This window comes from Peptostreptococcus anaerobius VPI 4330 = DSM 2949 (genome assembly GCF_000381525.1).
Taxonomy (GTDB): Bacteria; Bacillota; Clostridia; order Peptostreptococcales; family Peptostreptococcaceae; genus Peptostreptococcus; species Peptostreptococcus anaerobius.
Genome location: NZ_KB906607.1, coordinates 1 through 19,825 on the forward strand (window position 1 = coordinate 1; position 19,825 = coordinate 19,825).

Genomic DNA, 19,825 nt, shown 5'->3' on the forward strand with positions numbered 1-19,825 from the left:
TATTTATTCCAGATTTAAGTGCTGTTTCTTCGTAAGAATTTCCTGCTAATACTTTTGATACAAGCTTAAACTTTTCTTCTGCACTCCACTTTTTATTCTGTTCATTGTGTTTAAGGATTTCTTCTCCATGAAAATCTACAAGTTTGCTCCAATATCTAATTTTGTCTCTAAACGTACGAGGTTTAACACCTTCTGGTGTTTCCATCCACTTTCCTTGTTTGTATAGTTCTACGCATTCTTTTTTGAATTCATAACTATATCGCATAAAAATACCCTCCTTACTGGTTTGTCCAGTAAAGAGGGTACATATCATTAGGTCTACTCTCTTTTTTTAAGAACAGTTACTATAGTATTCCCATAGATTCTAATGCTTTTAAAGAACCCATTTTTGAATGATCATAAGTCATACCACCCTGAAAGTATACATTATATGGTGGTCTTATAGGTGCATCTGCGCTAAGTTCTATTGATGAGCCTTGGACAAAGGCACCTGCAGCCATGACTACCTCGTCGTCATAGCCTGGCATAGCCCATGGAACAGGTCTTACAAATGAATCAACTGGTGCAGCAGCCTGAACACCCTCACAGAACTTAACAACCTCTTCTCCATTGTGTAGCTGGACTATCTGGATGATGTCACTTCTAGGATCATCATAGGCTGGGTTGACCTTGTAGCCTAGTCTTTCATACAATCTTGCACAGAAGACAGCTCCCATGACTGCCTGTGATACTACATAAGGCGCTATAAACAAGCCCTGTAGGACATTTCTAGTAGTACCAAAAGTCAAGCCACATTCCTTTCCTATACCTGGGCATGTAAGCCTATAGGAAATTAGCTCTATAAGATCTTTTCTACCTACAACATATCCACCAGTAAGTGCAAGTCCACCACCGGGATTTTTTATTAGGGACCCAGCCATGACGTCAACTCCTACATCTGTAGGTTCTAGGGTCTCTAAAAATTCACCATAGCAGTTGTCTATCATTACTATGACATCTGGTTTTACAGATTTAACGGCATCTATGGCCTCTTTTATATCCTCTATAGATAGGGACCTTCTCCATGCATATCCCTTAGACCTCTGCATCATTACAAGCTTAGTTCTATCATTTATAGCTGCCTTTGCACCCTCTATATCAATAGATCCATCTTCTAAGAAGTCTACTTGCTTATATGTTACTCCATATTCAGATAGGTCTCCCTTTTCTTTTCTGATACCTACAACTCCTTGAAGTGTGTCATATGGTGCAGATGTTATAGAAAGTATCTCATCACCAGGTCTTACTATACCTTGGACTGTAAGAGATAGTGCATGGGTACCATTTACTATTTGTGGTCTGACTAGGGCATCTTCAGTATGGAAAACATTTGAGAATATCTCCTCTACCTTTTCCCTACCTATATCATTGTAGCCGTAGCCAGTAGTCCAGTTGAAGTGGTTGTCACTTAGGTGGGCCTTTTGCATGGCATTTAGGACCTTTAACTGGTTGTATTCTCTTATTTCCTTGATTTTTTCAAACTGTGGTTGAATCTCCCTATCCACATCCTTTGATAGTTCAAAAATTTTACCATTTATTCCGTATTCTTTTAGTAGTAATTCTTCTGTTTCCTTTAACATTAAAATCTCCTCTTATTTTATAAAATCTTTTATTGCCTCGATTTGATCATCAAGTTCTGTAACCTTGTCTAAGTCTAACCAAAGGGCGTTTTCATACCTCTTAAACCAGGTAATCTGCCTTTTAGCATATCTCCTAGTTCCCTGCTTTAGTATATCTATGGATTCTTCAAGGGTCATTTTACCATCAAAATACTCTAGGACTTCCTTGTAGCCTATCCCCTTCATAGACTGCATCTGACTAGTATAGCCCATTTGGTGTAGTCCCTTGACCTCATCTAGTAGCCCCATGTCAAACATCATATCAACTCTCTGGTTTATCCTATCATATAAGATGCTCCTATCCCTGTTTAAGACGATTATTTTGGCATCAAATTTTGGGTTGTATTTTAGATCATTTGAAAAGTCTCCCATGTCTCCACCTGTCTTGTATACCTCGATGGCCCTGATGACCCTCTTAGTGTTGTTGGGGTGGATTCTTTTGGCTGCTTCAGGTGATAGGTCTTGAAGAAGCCTATAAAGGTAGTCTTTTCCCTTGTCATTTAGTATTTCTTCTAGGTCTTTTCTAATGCTAGGGTCTGAATTTGTGCCTCCAAAGTCCATATCGTAAACTAGAGAATTTAGGTATAGTCCTGTACCACCAGTAACTATTGCCAGCTTTCCCCTCTTGTGTATGTCACTTATGATTTGACTTGCCATATCATGAAAGTCTGCAACTGAAAAATCCTCATCTGGATCTACTACATCTATCATATGGTGGACTACTGAGTCCATCTCTTCTTGGCTTATCTTGGCACTGCCTATGTCCATTTTTCTGTATATTTGCATGGAGTCTGCCGATATTATTTCACCACCTAAGATCTTTGCAAGCTCGATAGATAGAGCTGTTTTTCCGACTGCTGTAGGCCCAGTGAGTATAAGTATTGGTATTTTATCCGTCATTCCTACATCCTCCTCTTAAATAGCTTTTCTATTTCATATCTTGTCATCTTGACCATAGTAGGTCTACCGTGTGGGCAAGTGTAAGGGTTAGAGCATTCCTCAAGTTGTCCTATAAGGTGCTTGGCCTCTTCAATCGAAATCTTGTCATTTCCCTTTATGGCCGACTTACAAGCTATTTCTGCTATTTCGTCATACTTTGTGTCGTATATATTATCTATTTTACCTAGACCGTCTATTAGTTCATAGATAAACCTCTTTGACTCTGGCTCACCAAATGTATTAGGCAGTCCCCTAATTGATATTGACCTATGTCCAAACTCCTCAACAAGGAAGCCAAAGCTAGAGAATACATCTATATTTTTTCTGACAGTATCCATGTCATTGGCATCAAGATCCATAATTATAGGATCAATTAGCATCTGGACTGATATGTCATTGGCCTTGTACTTTGACATATACATTTCAAACCTGATTCTTTCATGGGCTGCGTGCTGGTCTAACATTATCATATCGTCATTTTTACTGAAGATTATATAAGTGTCAAAAATTATACCTATAAACTTTAATCCAATAAAATCCGGGTTTCTATCAGGACTCTCCTCTATAAAACTAGACTGTTGGTATTCCATTTTTGAATCGACTTCCTTCTTATCTTGTATGCCACCATTGTTTATATCACTTAACCTTATAGGTGTCTGTATCATATCAGCTTGGCCTCTTGGAGACTCGTTAGTATTTTGATTGCTACAAGAATTACTAACGTCTTCTCTAATAGCAGTGCTTGTAAGGTTATTTTCCACCTCTTGGGGCGAATATGAAAAAGAGTTAAAACCAGCAAAGGAGTTTTTATTATAGAGGTCTTTATCCCTACTATTATTCTTGTATCTTCCAACCAAACTAGACTTTAGGAGTATACCTCTTACAAAGTCCGAAAGTTCGTTTAGTATTTCCTCTTCTTGGTCAAACTTGACCTCTAACTTGCTAGGATGGATATTTACATCTACCTTGGCAGGGTCAACACTTATGTTTACAAAATATATAGGATACTTGTTGATCGGTATTATAGCCTTGTAGGCATCGTTTATTTTCTTGCTTATATTGGGGCTCTTGATATATCTACCGTTTATATATAGGTGCTGGTGGTTTCTGTTGCCCCTGTATATATTGTTATTGCCTAGGTAGCCACTTATGCTAAAGTATTTTGACCTATAGTCTATCTCAATTAGGTTTTCAGATATATCACGTCCGTAAATCATCCTAATAGCGTTTATGATAGACCCATCTCCTAGGGTTTCATAGATGGTTTTAGAATTATTTATATACTTTATTTTTATAGAAGGGTTACCTATGGCTATCTTGTTTACGATATCTGTTATGGCCTGGGCTTCAGCTTGGTTTGACTTTAGAAATTTCCTTCTCGCAGGTGTATTGAAAAACAAGTCCCTTACAGATATTTGCGTACCCCTATTGGCACTTGTAGCTTCTTTTTCTCTTATCTTACCTCCATCTAAGACAATCCTAAGACCAATTAGGGCTTCTTCTGTTTTTGTAAGCATCTCAAGTTTTGAAACAGCAGCTATTGATGCAAGGGCCTCACCCCTAAATCCTAAGGATTCAAGAGATGATAGGTCTTCTACTGTGTTTATCTTACTTGTAGCGTGCCTCAAAAAAGCCTTGTTTACATCATCTTTGTCTATGCCCGAACCATTATCAATTATCCTAATTAGGCCTTTCCCTCCGTTTTCTATCTCTATGCTTATATATGATGATCCTGCATCTATTGAGTTTTCGACCAACTCCTTGATTATTGAAGAGGGTCTTTCAACGACTTCACCAGCCGCTATCTTATTGATGGTTGAATCATCTAGTATATTTATTTTTGCCATAAGACCTCCTTACTTTGTTTTTACTTTATCTTTTTAGCCTTGTCTTGTAGCTGATATAATATATTCATCAGCTGTAATGGCGTTGTGTTCATCATATCTATATTCTTTATCTCGCTGATTATATCCTTATATGGAGATAGGTCTATTTGTTCATCCATAGGAATATTTTTCTTTGATTCTCTTTCAAGTACAAAATCAAAACTAAGCTGGCGGATTTCTTCTTCATTTTCTTCTTTAGGATATATACCAGTAGCTTGAGATATTGACTCTGAGTTATTTAGGTGATTTTTTTCTAGGTCTTTTAAGATAGAGTCTGCCCTTTTTATCAGGTCATCTGGCAACTTGGCAAGTTTGGCAACATAAATACCATAACTCCTATCAGCTGCACGGTCTACTATCTTCCTTAAAAATATAATGTCATCTCCATCTTCTTTTACATCCACAGAGTAGTTCTTAATATTGTCATAGGTGTTCTCAAGGTCTGTTAGCTCATGGTAGTGAGTTGCAAAAAGAGTCTTGGCCCCTATCCTATCATGTATATACTCTACTATGGACCAAGCAAGGGATATACCATCATATGTAGATGTACCCCTACCGACCTCGTCAAGGATTATAAGAGAGTATTTTGTTGCATTTTTTAGTATCTGGCTGACCTCATCCATCTCTACCATAAATGTCGACTGGCCTTGTGATAGGTCATCGCTAGCCCCTACCCTAGTAAATATCCTATCTAGGATTGGTATCCTTGCTGATGATGCAGGTACAAATGAACCTATATGGGCCATTAAACATATAAGGGCAGTTTGTCTCATATATGTGGACTTACCGGACATATTTGGCCCTGTAATTATATGAATCTTGTTGTTGTCATTCATGGATGTGTTGTTTGCTATAAAGTTTTCTTGCCCCATTATTTGCTCAATAACAGGGTGCCTACCATCTATTATTTCAAGTTGACCTGATTCTGTTACATAAGGTCTTGAATAAGAGTTTTTGTTGGCTATGATTGCATTTGAAACATATACGTCAAGCTCAGCTATGGTTTTGGCAACAACTTGAATCCTGTCTATATTATCGTAAATCGTGTTTCTAATATCCTTGAAAATAGAGTACTCTAGGCTCTTTATCTTGTCTTCTGCATTTATTATCTTGTCCTCAACTTCTTTTAGTTCAGGAGTTATAAATCTCTCAGCATTGACCAAGGTCTGCTTTCTGATATATGAATCATCAAGGTCTAACTGGACTAGGGCTGCCTTAGTTATCTCTATATAGTAGCCGAATACTTTGTTGTATCCTATCTTAAGGGTCTTGGCTCCAGTTCTTTCTTTTTCTCTTTTTTCTATGTCCTTGATTATACTAGACCCGTTGTTGTATATGTCCCTAAGTTCATAGAGGTCCTTTGAATACTGACTCTTAATGATATTTCCGTCCTTAAGGCCCTGGCTTGGTTCCTCGAGAATTGACTCATCTATTAGCCTATATATATCGTACAGGCAGTCTATTGAAGACTTGAACTTGTCTAAAGCAGGTGAATCTGAGTTTGCTATTGTAGTCACTATCTCTGGTAGCTTGGCTATAGAGTTCTTAAGGTTTATCAGGTCCTTAGGATTGACCTTATCATAGGCTACCTTTGCACATATCCTCTCCAAATCGTATATTCTTTCAAGACTTTCTCTTAGATTTTCCCTCAGGTTAAAATCACTCAAAATAGCCTCAGTTATATCTAGTCTCCTATTGATAAGGTCTACATTCATTAGGGGTTGCTCGATAAATTTTCTGAGCATTCTTGCCCCCATAGGAGTAGATGTAGAGTCTATAACCTGTAGTAGAGATCCCTTTTTATTGGAGCTTCTAATAGTCTTTGTAAGTTCAAGATTTACCCTTGTAAATAGGTCAAGTACCATGTAGTCATTTGATTTGTATACATTTATCCTATTTATATTATTAGAAGATATCATCTGTGTCTTTCTTATATAGTTTAGGACTATTGACAATGAAGATTCCATAGGGTGATTATTAAATATCATATTTTTTTCTAGGTAGGACCTATCAAAAATATCATTTAGGATATTCTTGTCCAGCAAGTCTTTATCAAAATCTTCATTCAAATAAATATTGGCAATTGCTGCCAAGGACCTAATAGAGTCCAAAAACTCAGGTCTATTTGTAATCAGTTCTTTGGGACCTACCTTGGCTATTTCATCCTTCACTTTTTTAGGATCTATCATTGTTGTATTTAGTTCACCAGTTGATATATCAGTATATGATATAGAGGCTGCATCATTCCCAAAGTATACTGCCATCAAATAGTTATTTGAAGTGTTTTCAAGACTGTCCTCTTCAAGCAATGTGCCCGGAGTAACTACCTTCACGACCTCTCTTTTTACTAGACCCTTGGCAGTAGAGGGATCTTCTACCTGTTCGCCTATAGCTACCTTGTAACCTGCTTGGATCAATCTTGTAAGATAGGATGACACTGAGTGGTAGGGAACACCACACATAGGAGCCCTTTCTTCTAGACCACATGCCTTTCCAGTAAGGGTGATATCTAGTACCTTAGATGCCAAAAGTGCATCATCAAAAAACATTTCATAAAAATCGCCTAATCTATAAAATAATATACAATCCTTGTATTCTTCTTTTGTATCTAAATAATGCTTCATCATAGGGGAAAGCTTTGACTTATCTATTTCCATATATACCTCCAATACGCTTGTAATTATGATTTTATTACATAATCTCTAATATATTATTATAACACAAAATTCATTTATATAAAAAGAACCCAGCCAATTATTGACTAGGTTCTCAAGAATATTTCTTATGTAAGTAAGGATAGTATTTCGGATTTTAGACTTGCTCTTTTTTCTGGATTGTTTTTGCTTATTTCATCCACTGTAAATTCTTTTTTAACCATGGCTGGTTTAGTAGATAGAACATATATCCTATCTGATAGGCTGATAGCTTCATCAATATCATGGGTTATAAGCAAAATAGTCGAATTCATCTTTTTTCTAACTCCTGAAAACCAATCTATAAGAGATGCCTTAGTGATTGAGTCCAGGGCGCCAAAGGGTTCATCAAGTAACATTATATCTCTAGAGCATACATAGGTCCTCAAAAAATTAGCCCTCTGCTTCATACCACCAGACAATTGTCTTGGATAGCTTAACTCATATCCCTTAAGGTCAAATATATCGAAATAGTTCTCTACCTCTTGTCTGGCCTTGACCTTTGACATACCGGACAATACTAGGGGTAGGGACACATTGTCTATGATAGTCTTGTAGGGTAATAGGAGATCCTTTTGATACATATAGCCAAGGTGGCCATTTACATATACCTCACCATTATCCTTTTCTTCTATTCCGCTTATTATATTGAATATAGTAGACTTGCCACAACCACTTGGTCCGACAATAGATACCAATTCACCCTTGTTTAGGACTATATTTATGTCTTTTAGTATGGGTTCACCAAGATAGAATTTATCTAAATTTTTGAGATATATCTTATTTTTCTGCTGGTAAGAACTCATTAGTATACGCCTCTTTAACATTTAAGTCTTTCTTTATAAGACCATTAGATTTCATGAAATCAGCATAACCCTTCCAAGTTTCGTCCTTCATCTGTCCCCATACTGGAGCATCATCCTTGTACTTAGATGCTAAGAATTCCTGGCTCTTTTCCACTAGTGTCTTGTCTAGCTCTGGAACTGCCTTTGATAGGATAGCTGCAGAGTCCTTTGGATTTTTTATAGCAAAATCGTATCCCTTGGCAGTGGCTTGCATAAATTTCTTTACTAGGTCTGAATCTTCATCTATTATCTTTTTGCTAGTTATTATAATAGGTGTATAGTAGTCAAGCTTAGGATCAATATCCTTTATCGGTATGTAGTTTAGGTCTTCCTTAAGTATTTTTGATTTTACAACATCCCAACCTTCAAATACCCATGCAAAGTCTATGCTCTTTTTAGTAGCAGTAAAGAAGTCATCCTGACCTATATCAACTCTTTTAAGTTTGCTAAAGTCTGATCCATTTTTTTCCATAGCAAGTTTTATTATAGCTTCTTCAGACGGAGAACCCCAACCTCCATAAGTCTTTCCTTCAAAGTCCTTAGGTGACTTGATGTTCTTGGCTACTGGAGATGCAAAGCCTGATGTGTTGTGCTGAATAATAGCAGCTATTGCCTTTATTGGAAGAGGATCTTTTTCCTGTGTAAGAGCATATGTCACATCTTCCTGGTAAGATATACCAAACTGTGCTTGGTTTGTTGCAACTACAGTAGTTGAACCACTATCTGATGGCTGAACAATATTTAAGTCTATGCCCATTTCCTTGTAGTAACCCTTTTCTTTTGCTACATAGATACCAGTGTGATTAGTATTAGGTGCATAGTCCAATACTAGTGTAACCTTTTTAAGCTTATCAGATTTTTCATCTGCCTTTTTGCCAGAACCACTGCATCCTGACAGTATTCCTAGGGATAATGCCCCTACCAGAGTAAGTGATAATAATTTCTTTATTTTCATGTTTACCTCCTGTTCTTAAAATATAGATTTTTTAATAAAGTAATAATACCAACAAAAATCAAACTGAATATTACTACTAAAATTGTACATGCAAATACCTTGTCCAAGGCATATGAAGATTTTGCTCTGACCATATAGACTCCAAGTCCTATGCTACCTCCAAGCCATTCTGCAACTGTTGCTGCTACAAAAGCATAGGTTGAAGATATGGTTAGACCAGTGAAGAATTTGTCCATAGACATAGGGAACTTTAGGTGAATAAAGGTATTAATCTTGCTTGATTTCATTACCTTAAATAAATTTAAGTAGTCTCTGTCAATTGACTCTATCCCAGCCATAAAGTTGATAAGGACAGGAAAGAAACAAGTCAATACAACACACAATACCTTAGACTTGATTCCAAAACCAAACCATATAACCAATAAAGGTGCTATTGTAATCGTAGGTATCATCTGAGTTATATACATTATTGGATAAAAGCATTTTTTTATAATTGGAATAAAATCCATAAGTATACCCACAAATAGGGCAAACACAATTGAAATCAAAAAACCAATTATAGTCTCTTCAAGTGTTACCATTGAATGCATAAATAAAAGCCTGTAATCATCCCTAAATTCGAGTCCTATATCACTAGGCTTTGGCAGTATGTATGATGGCACACTCATTTTAACGCAAATTAACTCCCACACAAACAATAGGCCTATAAAGGTAATTATGGGATAGAATAATGTCGACTTATATAAGAACCTATCTTTACTAAGATTCTTAGCTTTACTATCTGTGATGTTGTAGTTTTTCATCAATTGTTATACCACCTTTTTTCTGGTCAACTCTTACGATTGTAATTACTCTTTCACATCCCAATTCAAAAGGTAAAAGGTGGATTTTTTTAGAAAGTTCGAATACATCATCTAAATCCCCCTCTATAGTGGTAGAGTTGGCTCCTATTTCATACTTAAGACCACTTTTCTTAGCAAGTTCTATACACTCGTCTACTATTTTGTACATTTCCTCTTCACAACCATATGGACGCAAAGGCATTACGGCTATATCTGCTATCACCATATCTAATATCTCCTTGTATTTTATTGATAAGCTAAAAAAAAGTCCCCGTGCTGGAGACTTTTATAAACTCCGGCATTATCCAAAGTCTTATGGGTCGAATATTTATTCCTCTCAGCAACCGCTCCCCTTACATTCAGTTTATCTATTATAATTATATCACAGAATTACAAAAATTAATCATTATTTTCATTTTAACGAATTAAGTTGTATACTGATAAATCTACCACATAAATAAATCTAGTACATAAAATCAGAGCATCTCTACGAAATTTCTTACCATATTTGCTGTTATACCCCAGATAATAAATTCTTCATACTCATAAAAAGGTATATCATAATACAGAGTAGGCCATGAATAGGACTCTTCTCCCTTTAGTGGTATATTTAGCCTTTCTAGTAGTCCTGATAGCTCTAATTTTTCGTCTGGAACAATTACAGATGCATTCTTAAATACAAGAGGCTTTTGGTCCTTGAAAAATGATATTGGCACTGTGAATAGTCGCTCTACTTCATCATTTGATATTGAAAGATCAATATTTTTATCTATCCTAGCAAGGTAACAGTGTATTAGACCTCTAGTAGGAGTTGCATATTCAAATATCCTAGATATAATCTCTAGCTGGGATTCTTCTGCCTCAATTTCCTCGCAAAATTCCCTAATTGCAGCGGCCCTTGACTCTTCATCTTTTTCTACCCTTCCACCCGGAAAAGATACCTCGCCAGGTTGGTGCTTTAGCTTAGAATTCCTAAGTTCAAAGAGTATATGGTCTTCACCAGTAATTTCTATAACTGGCAATACGACTGAAGAGTGCATCTGGTAGGTTGGGCTTAGAATCTTAGTCCCTACATTTTTAAACTTGTCTATATCATACATGTCAAAACCTCCTACTAAAATCTTAGGGGCTAGACCAAATGGTCAGCCCCTGTAAAGTCTTTTATTAAATTGCTATTTAAAAAAATTACTTAGATGATTGTTTTTTTGCCCTTATTAAGGTACTCTTTGATATGCCAGTCATCTCTTCTACTTTTTTGTAAGAATATGAATTAAGCATTTCGACTGCTTGGTTTATTTGTTCATCAGTGTACTTCTTTGGTCTACCCTCTCTAAATCCACTAGTTTTCTTGGCCTTATTCTTACCAGACTGTATCCTTTCCACAAGAAGGGCTTTTTCAAACTCATTTATAGCAAGGATTGTATCGTAGAGAATTTTACCCAAGACTGAAGAATCGAAAAGACCGATATTCAATATATGGATATTTATGCCTCTAGACCTAAGATCCCTAATTATCTCAAAGGTATCACCAATAGATGTAGCAAACCTATCTAACCTGGTAACTACTATGGTGTCATCTGCCTTAAGACTCTTAAGAAGCTTGTCAAACTCAGGTTTTGTGTTCATATCTAGAGAAGTTTCCTTTAAAATATTACAACCATAGTACCTGTCTGTTATTAAATTTTCTTGTTCCTCTAGATAGCCCGACTCTATTTGTTTTGCAGTCGTTGCTCTACAATAACCATATATCAAGTCCAACACCTCCTGATGTTTCATAACTTATAACTAAATTCTAAAAACTTACATATAATAAATCCAGTAAAAAAATGGAAAAATATCCCTTAGCACACACGTTCTTACAAGATGTATTATATCACAGGTGGGCGTCCAAAAACAATAACTAATGTTCAAAAATTTAAAAATATTTTTGGTAACTAGATATGACTGATAAAAAGACCTAAAAGACTTTATGACAACTATTTATTGGTATAAACTATAATTTATGAATACAATTTACAAATCAATTAATGAATTTTTATATTTTTCTGTCTAAAGTATTCATTTTATATATTAAAAAGTCATATATAAGTCACGGTATCAAAATGCAACTTATATATGACACTATTAATTTGATTAATTTTTCTTATTCTACTTTATTGCTATTGCTGAACTATCTTATTAAGTAGTCCCTGAATTTCTTCGCTCTCAATAAAGTCATCGAAGTTCATCTTTCTATCAAGTATTCCATTTTCACCTATAAATATTATTCTATTTGCTATAGAGTCTATAAACTGGTGGTCATGAGATGTGAATAGTAGAACTCCTGTAAAGTTTTCTAGGGCCTTATTGACTGATGTTATAGATTCAAGGTCAAGGTGGTTTGTCGGATCATCTAGCAATAGTACATTTGCATTTGATAGCATTAGCTTGGATAATAGACACCTAACCTTCTCTCCTCCACTTAGGACATTGGCTTCTTTTAGGGCTTCATCACCTGAAAATAACATCCTACCCAAAAATCCTCTTATATAAGACTCACTCTTTTCTTCTGAATACTGTCTTAGCCAGTCAACTAGTGAATAACTACAGTCATCGAAAAAGTTATTGTGGTTCTTTGGCATATAGTCCTGTGATGTAGTTACACCCCACTTGAATTCACCTTCAAAGTCTGTATCATTTTCAGTAAGTATGTTGAATAGGGCTGTTGCTGCCATATCATCACCCATAAACACTACCTTGTCTTCGTTGTCTAGTCTAAATGATATATTATCTAATATCTTTACACCGTCAACAACCTTAGTTATGTTCTTTACTTCTAGTACTTCATTTCCAATTTCTCTTTCAGGCTTGAAAGCTACGTATGGATACTTACGTCTAGAAGGCTGTATTTCCTCTATATTCAACTTGTCTAACTGCTTCTTTCTAGATGTAGCCTGCTTTGCCTTAGAAGCGTTAGAAGAGAACCTAGCGATAAATTCCTTTAGCTGGGCTATCTTTTCTTCGTTCTTTTTGTTCTGGTCCTTCATAAGCTGAAGTGCTAGCTGGCTTGATTCATACCAGAAGTCATAGTTACCAGTATATAACTGGATTTTACCAAAGTCTACGTCAACTATGTGAGTACATATAGTATTTAGGAAATGTCTATCGTGGGATACAACTATTACTATAGTGTCATCTAGACCTATAATAAACTCATTTAACCACTTTATAGAAGCGTAGTCAAGGTGGTTAGTAGGCTCATCCAGTAGTAGTATCTCTGGGTTACCAAATAGGGACTGGGCAAGTAATACCTTAACCTTGTCTGAACCTGTCATTTCGTTCATTAGGCTATAGTGGAATTCCTTGTCTATACCTAGTCCCATAAGAATCTTTTCTGCATTTGTCTCAGCATCCCAACCGTCTAACTCAGCGAATTCTCCTTCAAGTTCTGCTGCCTTTATACCATCTTCATCAGAAAAATCTTCCTTCATGTATAGGGCATCTTTTTCCTTCATGATAGTCCAAAGTCTCTCATGTCCCATTATAACTGTATCTAGCACAGTAAACTCATCATATTTAAAGTGGTCCTGCTGTAATACAGACATTCTTTCTTTTTCTGTTATGGATACACTACCTGTATTTGGCTCTATCTCCCCTGATAAAATCTTAAGGAAAGTAGATTTACCAGCTCCGTTGGCTCCTATGATACCGTAGCAATTTCCCTTTGTAAACTTCAGGTTTACTTCTTTATATAGTTCCTTGTCTCCAAATCTAAGACCTACATCTGTTACTTGTAACATATTAATTTCCTTTCTATTCTTGTTTATAATCTCTTTTAATCTTATTTAACGTTCGTGTTTTGCCTGAAACACACTGCCTCTATTATACCATACAGGACCAATTTAAATCTAGTCCAATAGGCTATTAATAATATAAAATACAAAAATATTGTTTATATATAGTATAAAAATAAAAGGCCTAAAATATTAAAACATATCTTAGACCCTTGTACTTATTTCTTATTTTTAATAGATGCTATCCTACATAAACATCAGCTTTGCAGCAAATAATATAGCAAGTATAATCATTACCCAAGATACATGCTCCCTATCTTCCTTCTTAGAGAATAGGTTGTATAGTAGGTTGATTACTACATATGAAAGTATACCTATTGTAAGACCGTCACCTATTGAGTATGTAAGTGGCATTGCTACAACTGTTATAAATGCTGGTAGACCTTCAGTTACATTGTGTATATCTATATTGTGTAGTGAAGATATCATCAAAAATCCAACATATATTAAGGCTGGAGCTGTTGCGCAAGCAGGTATTGCAATAAATATTGGAGAGAAGAACATAGCTAGTAGGAAAAGAACTCCTGTAGTTATAGCTGTATATCCTGTCCTACCTCCCGCAAGAACACCAGTAGATGATTCAACGTATGTAGTAACTGTAGAAACACCTAGTAAAGCACCTATAGTAGTTGCTATAGAGTCAGAAAGAAGGGCTCTACCTACATTTGGAACCTTGCCCTCTTCATCTAGCATATTAGCCTTAGAACAAACACCTACAAGTGTACCAACTGTATCGAAGAAGTCAACGAATAGTAGTGTACAAACAACAACTAGGAAATTACCTATGTGGTTTGGATGTGCTAAGAATGAAAAGTCTACCTTACCAGCTATTGGATTTATAGACTCGTACTTAAATACACCTGCTGGAAGGTATATACCAAGCTTTGTAGCTGTTTCTGGATTTATAAGTGCATAGCCCCATGCTAGGAATGAAGAAACAACTATTCCAGCAAGGATAGCCCCCTTTATATTTTTCTTATCAAAAATTCCTATTACTAAAAGACCTACAAAAGCGAATATTACAGTAGGGCTTATATGACCCATGCTTACTAGTGTTGCTTCATTGGCAACTATAAAACCACTACCCTTAAGACCTATAAATGCTATAAAGATACCTATACCTGCAGTAACAGCATGCTTCATATTAAGTGGAATTGAGTTAACAACCGCCTCACGAACCTTGAATAGTGTCAAGAATATAAATATAATACCTTCTACAAATACTGCTGAAAGTGCAATTTCCCAAGAAACTCCACCCTTTAATACTACTGTGTATGCAAAGAATGCATTTAGTCCCATACCTGAAGCTAGGGCAAATGGTAGATTGGCTATAAAGCCCATCAAGAAACAACCTAGGGCTGCTGCTATACACGTACCTGTTACTAGGGCACCTGCATCCATACCAGTCGCTGCTAGTGTGCTTGGGTTAACGGCTATGATATAAGCCATTGTCAAAAATGTTGTGATACCAGCTACAATTTCTCTTCTCATATTAACATTCTTTTCTGCTAATAGAGGAAATAGTTTCTGAATACCAGTCAATTCGTTAGTCGAATTCATTGAATACCTCCTATATGTAATCATTATTTGACTTATTGTAAGCCTTTATATCCACTATAAAAACAGTAGAGTTTTCCTTACAATAGATGTCATACCTGCAGCCTTGCTTTTTTAATAGTTCTGAAACAAGGTAAAGGCCAAGGCCGCTACTACCAGTATCCTTGTTTCTTGATGAATCGACCCTATAAAAGGGTTAGAACACATTCTTTATTTTATCATCATGGATTGTAACACCTGTATTCTCCACTATAAAGCGTATATATGTAGGTGAAAAAACTTTCTTATATTCGTATACTGATATTAATTTTTAGAATATTTTTTCAAGTGTATAACCTATACCCTTCACAGTTCTTATATAAGGAATCTTTAATTTTTTGCGTATGTTCTTGATGTGAGCATCGACAATCCTTGTATCTCCGTAGTAATCATACCCCCATATTTGATCTAAGAGACTCTCTCTTGTTATTATTTGCGGATACTTTTCTATCAGTGTTTTTAGGATGTTAAATTCCTTAAGTGTAAGTTCTACTGTATTTCCATCAATACTTATTGAATATGTATCTAAATCTAGATGCATCTTGTCAAAAACTATGCTATTAGTTGGTGAAGTCTCAGAAGTTCTTTTAAGAACAGCCTCTACTTTCTTAACTAGTAGGTTAAATGAAAATGGTTTTGTTATATAGTCGTCACAACCCAGTTCATATCCTTTTAGTTGGTCATTCTCAGCATTGAGGGCCGACATAAAAATTATAGGGACCTTAGATGTATTTCTAATCATTTTGCATGTAGTATAGCCGTCTAAATTGGGCATCATAATATCCAAGAGTATCAAATCGTAGCCTAGGTTATCCCTAAATAACTTAATGCCTTCTACTCCATTATTGGCGCAATCTACACTATAGTCATTCGCTGTGAAAAACTCAGCTAGAAGATCCTGAATACTCAGGTCATCATCTATAATCAGTATTCTATGTTGATGCATTATATCTCTCCTTAAAAATTAATCTCAGTTATTAAAAATATACATCAATTATATCATAATTTTTAACTAATATCAAAATAGCTTGTTGCAAAAGTACGAATATTTTTATTAGAATATAATTATAACATTCAGATTGGTAATTTGGCAAGTGGATTTTTATAAAGACTTTTAGGTTTTAAGTAGATTAACTGTGATTGCTAGTATATAATAGTAGTAGATAAAAAATATTAGGAGGCGACTTATGCAGCATATTGTAATGTTAAAGTTTGATAAAAAACAGGACGAATCTACACTTGGACCAATAGTTTCATCTATATATGATCAGTTGAGAGATGAATATAAGGTTATAGATTCTTATAAGTACCATACAAACTGTCTTGACCTAGATCCTAACATGGACTTAGTAATATTTGTGAATATCCCTAAGGGACAAGAATTGTCAAAGTATATAAAACACCCTCGTCATGTAGACTTTCTAAACAAGATGAAGGAAATTGGCCTAGCATCAAAAGCGGCTATAGATATTGAGATATAAATAGAGGAATATAAGAAAAGAACTGGCACATACCAGTTCTTTTCTTATATCTAAATCTTAATTAAAATGGAAAAGGCTTAATTGAAAGTCTTAAAACTCCTAAGTCTTAGGGCATTTGTAACAACGCTAACAGAAGACATACTCATTGCCGCAGCGGCTATCATAGGATTTAAAAGCGGCCCTCCAAATATATGAGCAATACCTGCTGCAAATGGAATTCCTAAGATATTATATATAAAGGCCCAACCTAAATTTTGCTTAATATTTTTAATGGTTTCCCTACTCAACTTTATCGCATTGGCTACATCGCTTGGGTCATTTTTCATAAGGACTATATCGGCTGATTCAATGGCCACATCTGTACCATTACCTATAGCTATTCCAACATCCGATACTGCCAGTGCTGGAGCATCATTTATGCCATCACCTACCATTGCAACAAATTCACCGGTCCCTTGTAGCTCTTTTACAACATCTGATTTTTCAGAAGGCAATACCTGTGCATACACCTTGTCGATACCAACTTGTGAGGCGATTGCCATAGCTGTATCCCTGTTATCCCCAGTAATCATAGCAACTTTTATTCCCATAGAGTGTAAAAGATCTACAGCTCTCTTGCTGGTATCCTTTATCGTATCTGAAACGTATATTACAGCTGCAAGATCATCATTTATAGCCAAAAACATAGGTGTCTTTCCTTGCTTGGCTAGTATATTTGAATTTTTTAATATATCTGAATCTATATCAAGACCCTCCATTAGTTTTATGTTGCCTAGCATGACTCTGTCTCCAGCAATTCTAGCCCTTATACCCATACCAGTTATGCTATCAAAATCTTCTATTTTTTCTATATCGACATTCATAGACTTGGCTTTGGTCATAATAGCTTCGGCCAAAGGATGTTCTGATTTATTTTCTAGTGATGCTGCTATTCTTATAATGTCACTTTCACCATAGGCCTCGTTTACTATGCCTATATCAGTAACCACCGGCTGTCCATATGTTATTGTACCGGTTTTGTCAAATGCAACCATACTTATCTTATGGGCAGACTCTAGTGAATCTCCACCCTTTATAAGCATACCATTCTCTGCCCCCCTACCAGTACCGACCATTATAGCTGTAGGTGTAGCAAGTCCAAGTGCACATGGACAAGCTATTACAAGAACCGATATAAATATTGTAAGGGAAAATTCAAATGTCTCTTGTCCAATAAAATACCAGCCTAATCCTGAAATAAGGGCTATCGTCATAACAAATGGCACAAATATTCCAGACACCTTGTCTGCCAAGCTGGCTATTGGAGCTTTCTTGCCTTGGGCTTCTTCAACGAGTCTTATTATCTGAGAAAGGCTAGTGTCCCTACCTACCCTCTCTGCCACAAATTTAATATAGCCATTTTTGTTTATACTGGCTCCAACCACCCTATCTCCAATAGACTTTTCTACTGGTATTGACTCTCCTGTCAACATTGATTCATCAACCGAGCTCTTGCCTTCGATTACTCTACCGTCTACAGGGATCTTGGCACCCGGTTTTACTATTATTATATCTCCAACTATAACATCTTCCATAGCAACTTCTTTTTCTATGCCGTCTACTTCTATTATGGCTGTCTTGGCTTGGAGCTGTATCAGTGACTTGATGGCTTGGTTGGTCTTGTTTTTGGATCTTGTCTCAAGGTGCTTGCCCAGCATTATAAGGGCTATTATCATTGCGGATGATTCAAAGTACAAGGGCAAATGGTGCCCATTGTCCATGATAGCCATTGTAAATGAAGGGTCAAGCCACATCTTTATCGTATTATACACGGAAAATAAAAAGGCAGCTGTTGTCGATACCGCCACTAGAGAATCCATATTAGGATTTTTCTTAAATAGTGATGAGTATCCGTTTGTGTAGAACTTCTTACCCGCAATCATAACAGGTATGACAAGCAATAATTGCAGTATTGAATGATTCATTGGGCTGTGGTGTGGAGATATTATTTTTGGCAACCTAATACCCATCATAGGCCCCATAGAAATAGTAAACAGGATGGCTGCAAGGGTAATTGCCACTGTAAAATTCAACCTACTGGTATTTTCTCCAGCATCATTAAGAGCCTCTTCGTTAGTAACAAGTTTAAAACCTGCCCCTTCTATGGATTTTTTCATATCTTCAAGACTACACAGGTCTGGATTATATACTACACACGCCTTTTCTGTAGCTATATTGACGCTTGCACTAGTGATACCTGATGTCTTATTCAAAGATCTTTCAGCAGCCTTAGAACAAGCAGCACAAGACATCCCCTTTACATAGAAATCTATCTCTCTAGTAGGACTAGTGTCTGTAGAAACTGTATCTTTATTCGTGTATTTACCCAGGCTTTTGTTTCCATACCTGTCATTTTCTATGACATTATCATTGTTTTTATCTATATATTTATCGCTTTTATTAAATTCTGTCATTGTATACCTCCTATATTTCCTACAATAAGTATACCCCTCATAGGTATTTTTATCAAGTAGAGAATGATTATTTATTTAAAAATACCCCTCTTATATTTATTCAACTATATACTTAATCGTCTGCATAAATAAAGACTTAAAAATTTAGGCAAATATCTACTTGAATAGCAATTCAACTAAATTTTAAAACATCTATCCATATAGCTAACAATAGTCTGCAAACGATTGAAATAATAGAAGAAGTATCTTATAATATAGCTTATAAGAAATTATTTTTTATTTATACTAAATTATCACAGGAGGATAAGCAGGATATTAGTCTTGCTTGAATTAAAATGAGTAAATCAACAAAATATCTGCTATATTTTATAGCTATGTTCTCTGCTTTTTCTGCAGTTGGAACCCTAATATCAAGTATGATAGGTGGTCATGATGTCCCATGGAAAATAGTAATAGGTGGACTTGCTTGCGGCTTTATACTTACCTATCTTGTAAGGTCTTATGACAATGACAAGGATGATTTTATGCCGAAGAAATAAAATACTTAATTTTTCAAATTATATAAGGGCATTTTACTAGCTTTTACAATTAAAATTAAGAATGACAATTAAATATTTATACGAGATTGTATGTACAAAACGCTC

Annotated in this window: 16 protein-coding genes and 1 pseudogene; 2 read left to right on the forward strand and 15 right to left on the reverse strand. The window is 35.7% G+C overall.

Translation table 11 applies throughout. From position 1 onward, the window contains the following. The 14 genes and pseudogenes from F823_RS0101355 to F823_RS0101420 all read right to left on the reverse strand — a co-directional run. Positions 1-265, reverse strand: a pseudogene (locus F823_RS0101355) (helix-turn-helix domain-containing protein); the annotation flags it as partial. A 79-nt stretch (positions 266-344) separates the two neighbouring features. After that, positions 345-1,619, reverse strand: a complete 1,275-nt coding sequence (locus F823_RS0101360; protein WP_019595291.1) for a methionine gamma-lyase family protein — start codon at positions 1,617-1,619, stop codon at positions 345-347. Positions 1,620-1,631: 12 nt separating this feature from the next. After that, on the reverse strand, positions 1,632-2,558 hold the full coding sequence (miaA, locus tag F823_RS0101365; protein WP_002845575.1) for a tRNA (adenosine(37)-N6)-dimethylallyltransferase MiaA: 927 nt from the start codon (positions 2,556-2,558) through the stop codon (positions 1,632-1,634). Between the two features lie 2 nt (positions 2,559-2,560). Further along, complete coding sequence (gene mutL, locus F823_RS0101370; RefSeq protein ID WP_002845576.1) at positions 2,561-4,444, reverse strand: DNA mismatch repair endonuclease MutL; 1,884 nt, start codon at positions 4,442-4,444, stop codon at positions 2,561-2,563. A gap of 20 nt (positions 4,445-4,464) precedes the next feature. Then, positions 4,465-7,140: a DNA mismatch repair protein MutS gene (gene mutS / locus F823_RS0101375; protein WP_019595292.1), complete on the reverse strand. Its 2,676-nt coding sequence runs from the start codon at positions 7,138-7,140 to the stop codon at positions 4,465-4,467. Between the two features lie 125 nt (positions 7,141-7,265). Continuing rightward, positions 7,266-7,982: an ABC transporter ATP-binding protein gene (locus tag F823_RS0101380; RefSeq protein WP_002844718.1), complete on the reverse strand. Its 717-nt coding sequence runs from the start codon at positions 7,980-7,982 to the stop codon at positions 7,266-7,268. Beyond that, a complete protein-coding gene (locus F823_RS0101385; RefSeq protein WP_002844714.1) occupies positions 7,957-8,976 on the reverse strand; it encodes an ABC transporter substrate-binding protein in 1,020 nt (339 codons plus the stop codon). Before F823_RS0101385 ends, F823_RS0101380 begins: the two co-directional genes overlap by 26 nt. Positions 8,977-8,978: 2 nt before the next feature. After that, positions 8,979-9,779, reverse strand: coding sequence for an ABC transporter permease (locus F823_RS0101390; RefSeq protein ID WP_002845579.1), 801 nt, complete (start codon positions 9,777-9,779; stop codon positions 8,979-8,981). Beyond that, positions 9,754-10,044 carry an MTH1187 family thiamine-binding protein gene (locus tag F823_RS0101395; protein ID WP_002844722.1) on the reverse strand — a complete coding sequence of 97 codons (291 nt, stop codon included), beginning with the start codon at positions 10,042-10,044 and terminating at the stop codon, positions 9,754-9,756. Before F823_RS0101395 ends, F823_RS0101390 begins: the two co-directional genes overlap by 26 nt. 250 nt (positions 10,045-10,294) lie before the next feature. Beyond that, on the reverse strand, positions 10,295-10,918 hold the full coding sequence (locus F823_RS0101400; RefSeq protein ID WP_002844675.1) for an NUDIX hydrolase: 624 nt from the start codon (positions 10,916-10,918) through the stop codon (positions 10,295-10,297). Positions 10,919-11,003: 85 nt separating this feature from the next. After that, positions 11,004-11,579 carry a recombinase family protein gene (locus F823_RS0101405; protein WP_227214060.1) on the reverse strand — a complete coding sequence of 192 codons (576 nt, stop codon included), beginning with the start codon at positions 11,577-11,579 and terminating at the stop codon, positions 11,004-11,006. Positions 11,580-11,977: 398 nt separating this feature from the next. Continuing rightward, positions 11,978-13,597, reverse strand: coding sequence for an ABC-F family ATP-binding cassette domain-containing protein (locus F823_RS0101410; RefSeq protein WP_002844696.1), 1,620 nt, complete (start codon positions 13,595-13,597; stop codon positions 11,978-11,980). 240 nt (positions 13,598-13,837) lie between these two features. Beyond that, entirely contained in the window at positions 13,838-15,211 is a 1,374-nt protein-coding gene (locus tag F823_RS0101415; protein WP_002844669.1) for an NCS2 family permease, read from the reverse strand. 307 nt (positions 15,212-15,518) lie between these two features. Further along, complete coding sequence (locus F823_RS0101420; RefSeq protein ID WP_002844705.1) at positions 15,519-16,193, reverse strand: response regulator transcription factor; 675 nt, start codon at positions 16,191-16,193, stop codon at positions 15,519-15,521. Positions 16,194-16,434: 241 nt separating this feature from the next. Between F823_RS0101420 and F823_RS0101425 the strand changes: the two genes are divergently transcribed. Further along, a complete protein-coding gene (locus F823_RS0101425; RefSeq protein WP_002844688.1) occupies positions 16,435-16,728 on the forward strand; it encodes a Dabb family protein in 294 nt (97 codons plus the stop codon). 77 nt (positions 16,729-16,805) lie between these two features. On the opposite strand, the gene F823_RS10465 is transcribed toward F823_RS0101425, so the two are convergent. Then, the gene (locus F823_RS10465) at positions 16,806-19,181 is read right to left on the reverse strand and encodes a heavy metal translocating P-type ATPase (protein ID WP_002844698.1); all 2,376 of its coding nucleotides are present in this window, start codon (positions 19,179-19,181) and stop codon (positions 16,806-16,808) included. A gap of 335 nt (positions 19,182-19,516) precedes the next feature. Between F823_RS10465 and F823_RS0101435 the strand changes: the two genes are divergently transcribed. After that, positions 19,517-19,720 carry a hypothetical protein gene (locus F823_RS0101435; RefSeq protein ID WP_002845584.1) on the forward strand — a complete coding sequence of 68 codons (204 nt, stop codon included), beginning with the start codon at positions 19,517-19,519 and terminating at the stop codon, positions 19,718-19,720. The last annotated feature ends 105 nt before the right edge of the window (positions 19,721-19,825 follow it).

Coding starts and splice junctions, on each gene's coding strand:
- F823_RS0101360 (WP_019595291.1), bottom strand. CDS start 1,619: ATGTTAAAGGAAACAGAAGAATTACTACTAAAAGAATACGGAATAAAT.
- F823_RS10465 (WP_002844698.1), bottom strand. CDS start 19,181: ATGACAGAATTTAATAAAAGCGATAAATATATAGATAAAAACAATGAT.
- F823_RS0101395 (WP_002844722.1), bottom strand. CDS start 10,044: ATGGTGATAGCAGATATAGCCGTAATGCCTTTGCGTCCATATGGTTGT.
- miaA (WP_002845575.1), bottom strand. CDS start 2,558: ATGACGGATAAAATACCAATACTTATACTCACTGGGCCTACAGCAGTC.
- F823_RS0101400 (WP_002844675.1), bottom strand. CDS start 10,918: ATGTATGATATAGACAAGTTTAAAAATGTAGGGACTAAGATTCTAAGC.
- mutL (WP_002845576.1), bottom strand. CDS start 4,444: ATGGCAAAAATAAATATACTAGATGATTCAACCATCAATAAGATAGCG.
- F823_RS0101410 (WP_002844696.1), bottom strand. CDS start 13,597: ATGTTACAAGTAACAGATGTAGGTCTTAGATTTGGAGACAAGGAACTA.
- mutS (WP_019595292.1), bottom strand. CDS start 7,140: ATGGAAATAGATAAGTCAAAGCTTTCCCCTATGATGAAGCATTATTTA.
- F823_RS0101390 (WP_002845579.1), bottom strand. CDS start 9,779: ATGAAAAACTACAACATCACAGATAGTAAAGCTAAGAATCTTAGTAAA.
- F823_RS0101425 (WP_002844688.1), top strand. CDS start 16,435: ATGCAGCATATTGTAATGTTAAAGTTTGATAAAAAACAGGACGAATCT.
- F823_RS0101380 (WP_002844718.1), bottom strand. CDS start 7,982: ATGAGTTCTTACCAGCAGAAAAATAAGATATATCTCAAAAATTTAGAT.
- F823_RS0101385 (WP_002844714.1), bottom strand. CDS start 8,976: ATGAAAATAAAGAAATTATTATCACTTACTCTGGTAGGGGCATTATCC.
- F823_RS0101420 (WP_002844705.1), bottom strand. CDS start 16,193: ATGCATCAACATAGAATACTGATTATAGATGATGACCTGAGTATTCAG.
- F823_RS0101435 (WP_002845584.1), top strand. CDS start 19,517: ATGAGTAAATCAACAAAATATCTGCTATATTTTATAGCTATGTTCTCT.
- F823_RS0101415 (WP_002844669.1), bottom strand. CDS start 15,211: ATGAATTCGACTAACGAATTGACTGGTATTCAGAAACTATTTCCTCTA.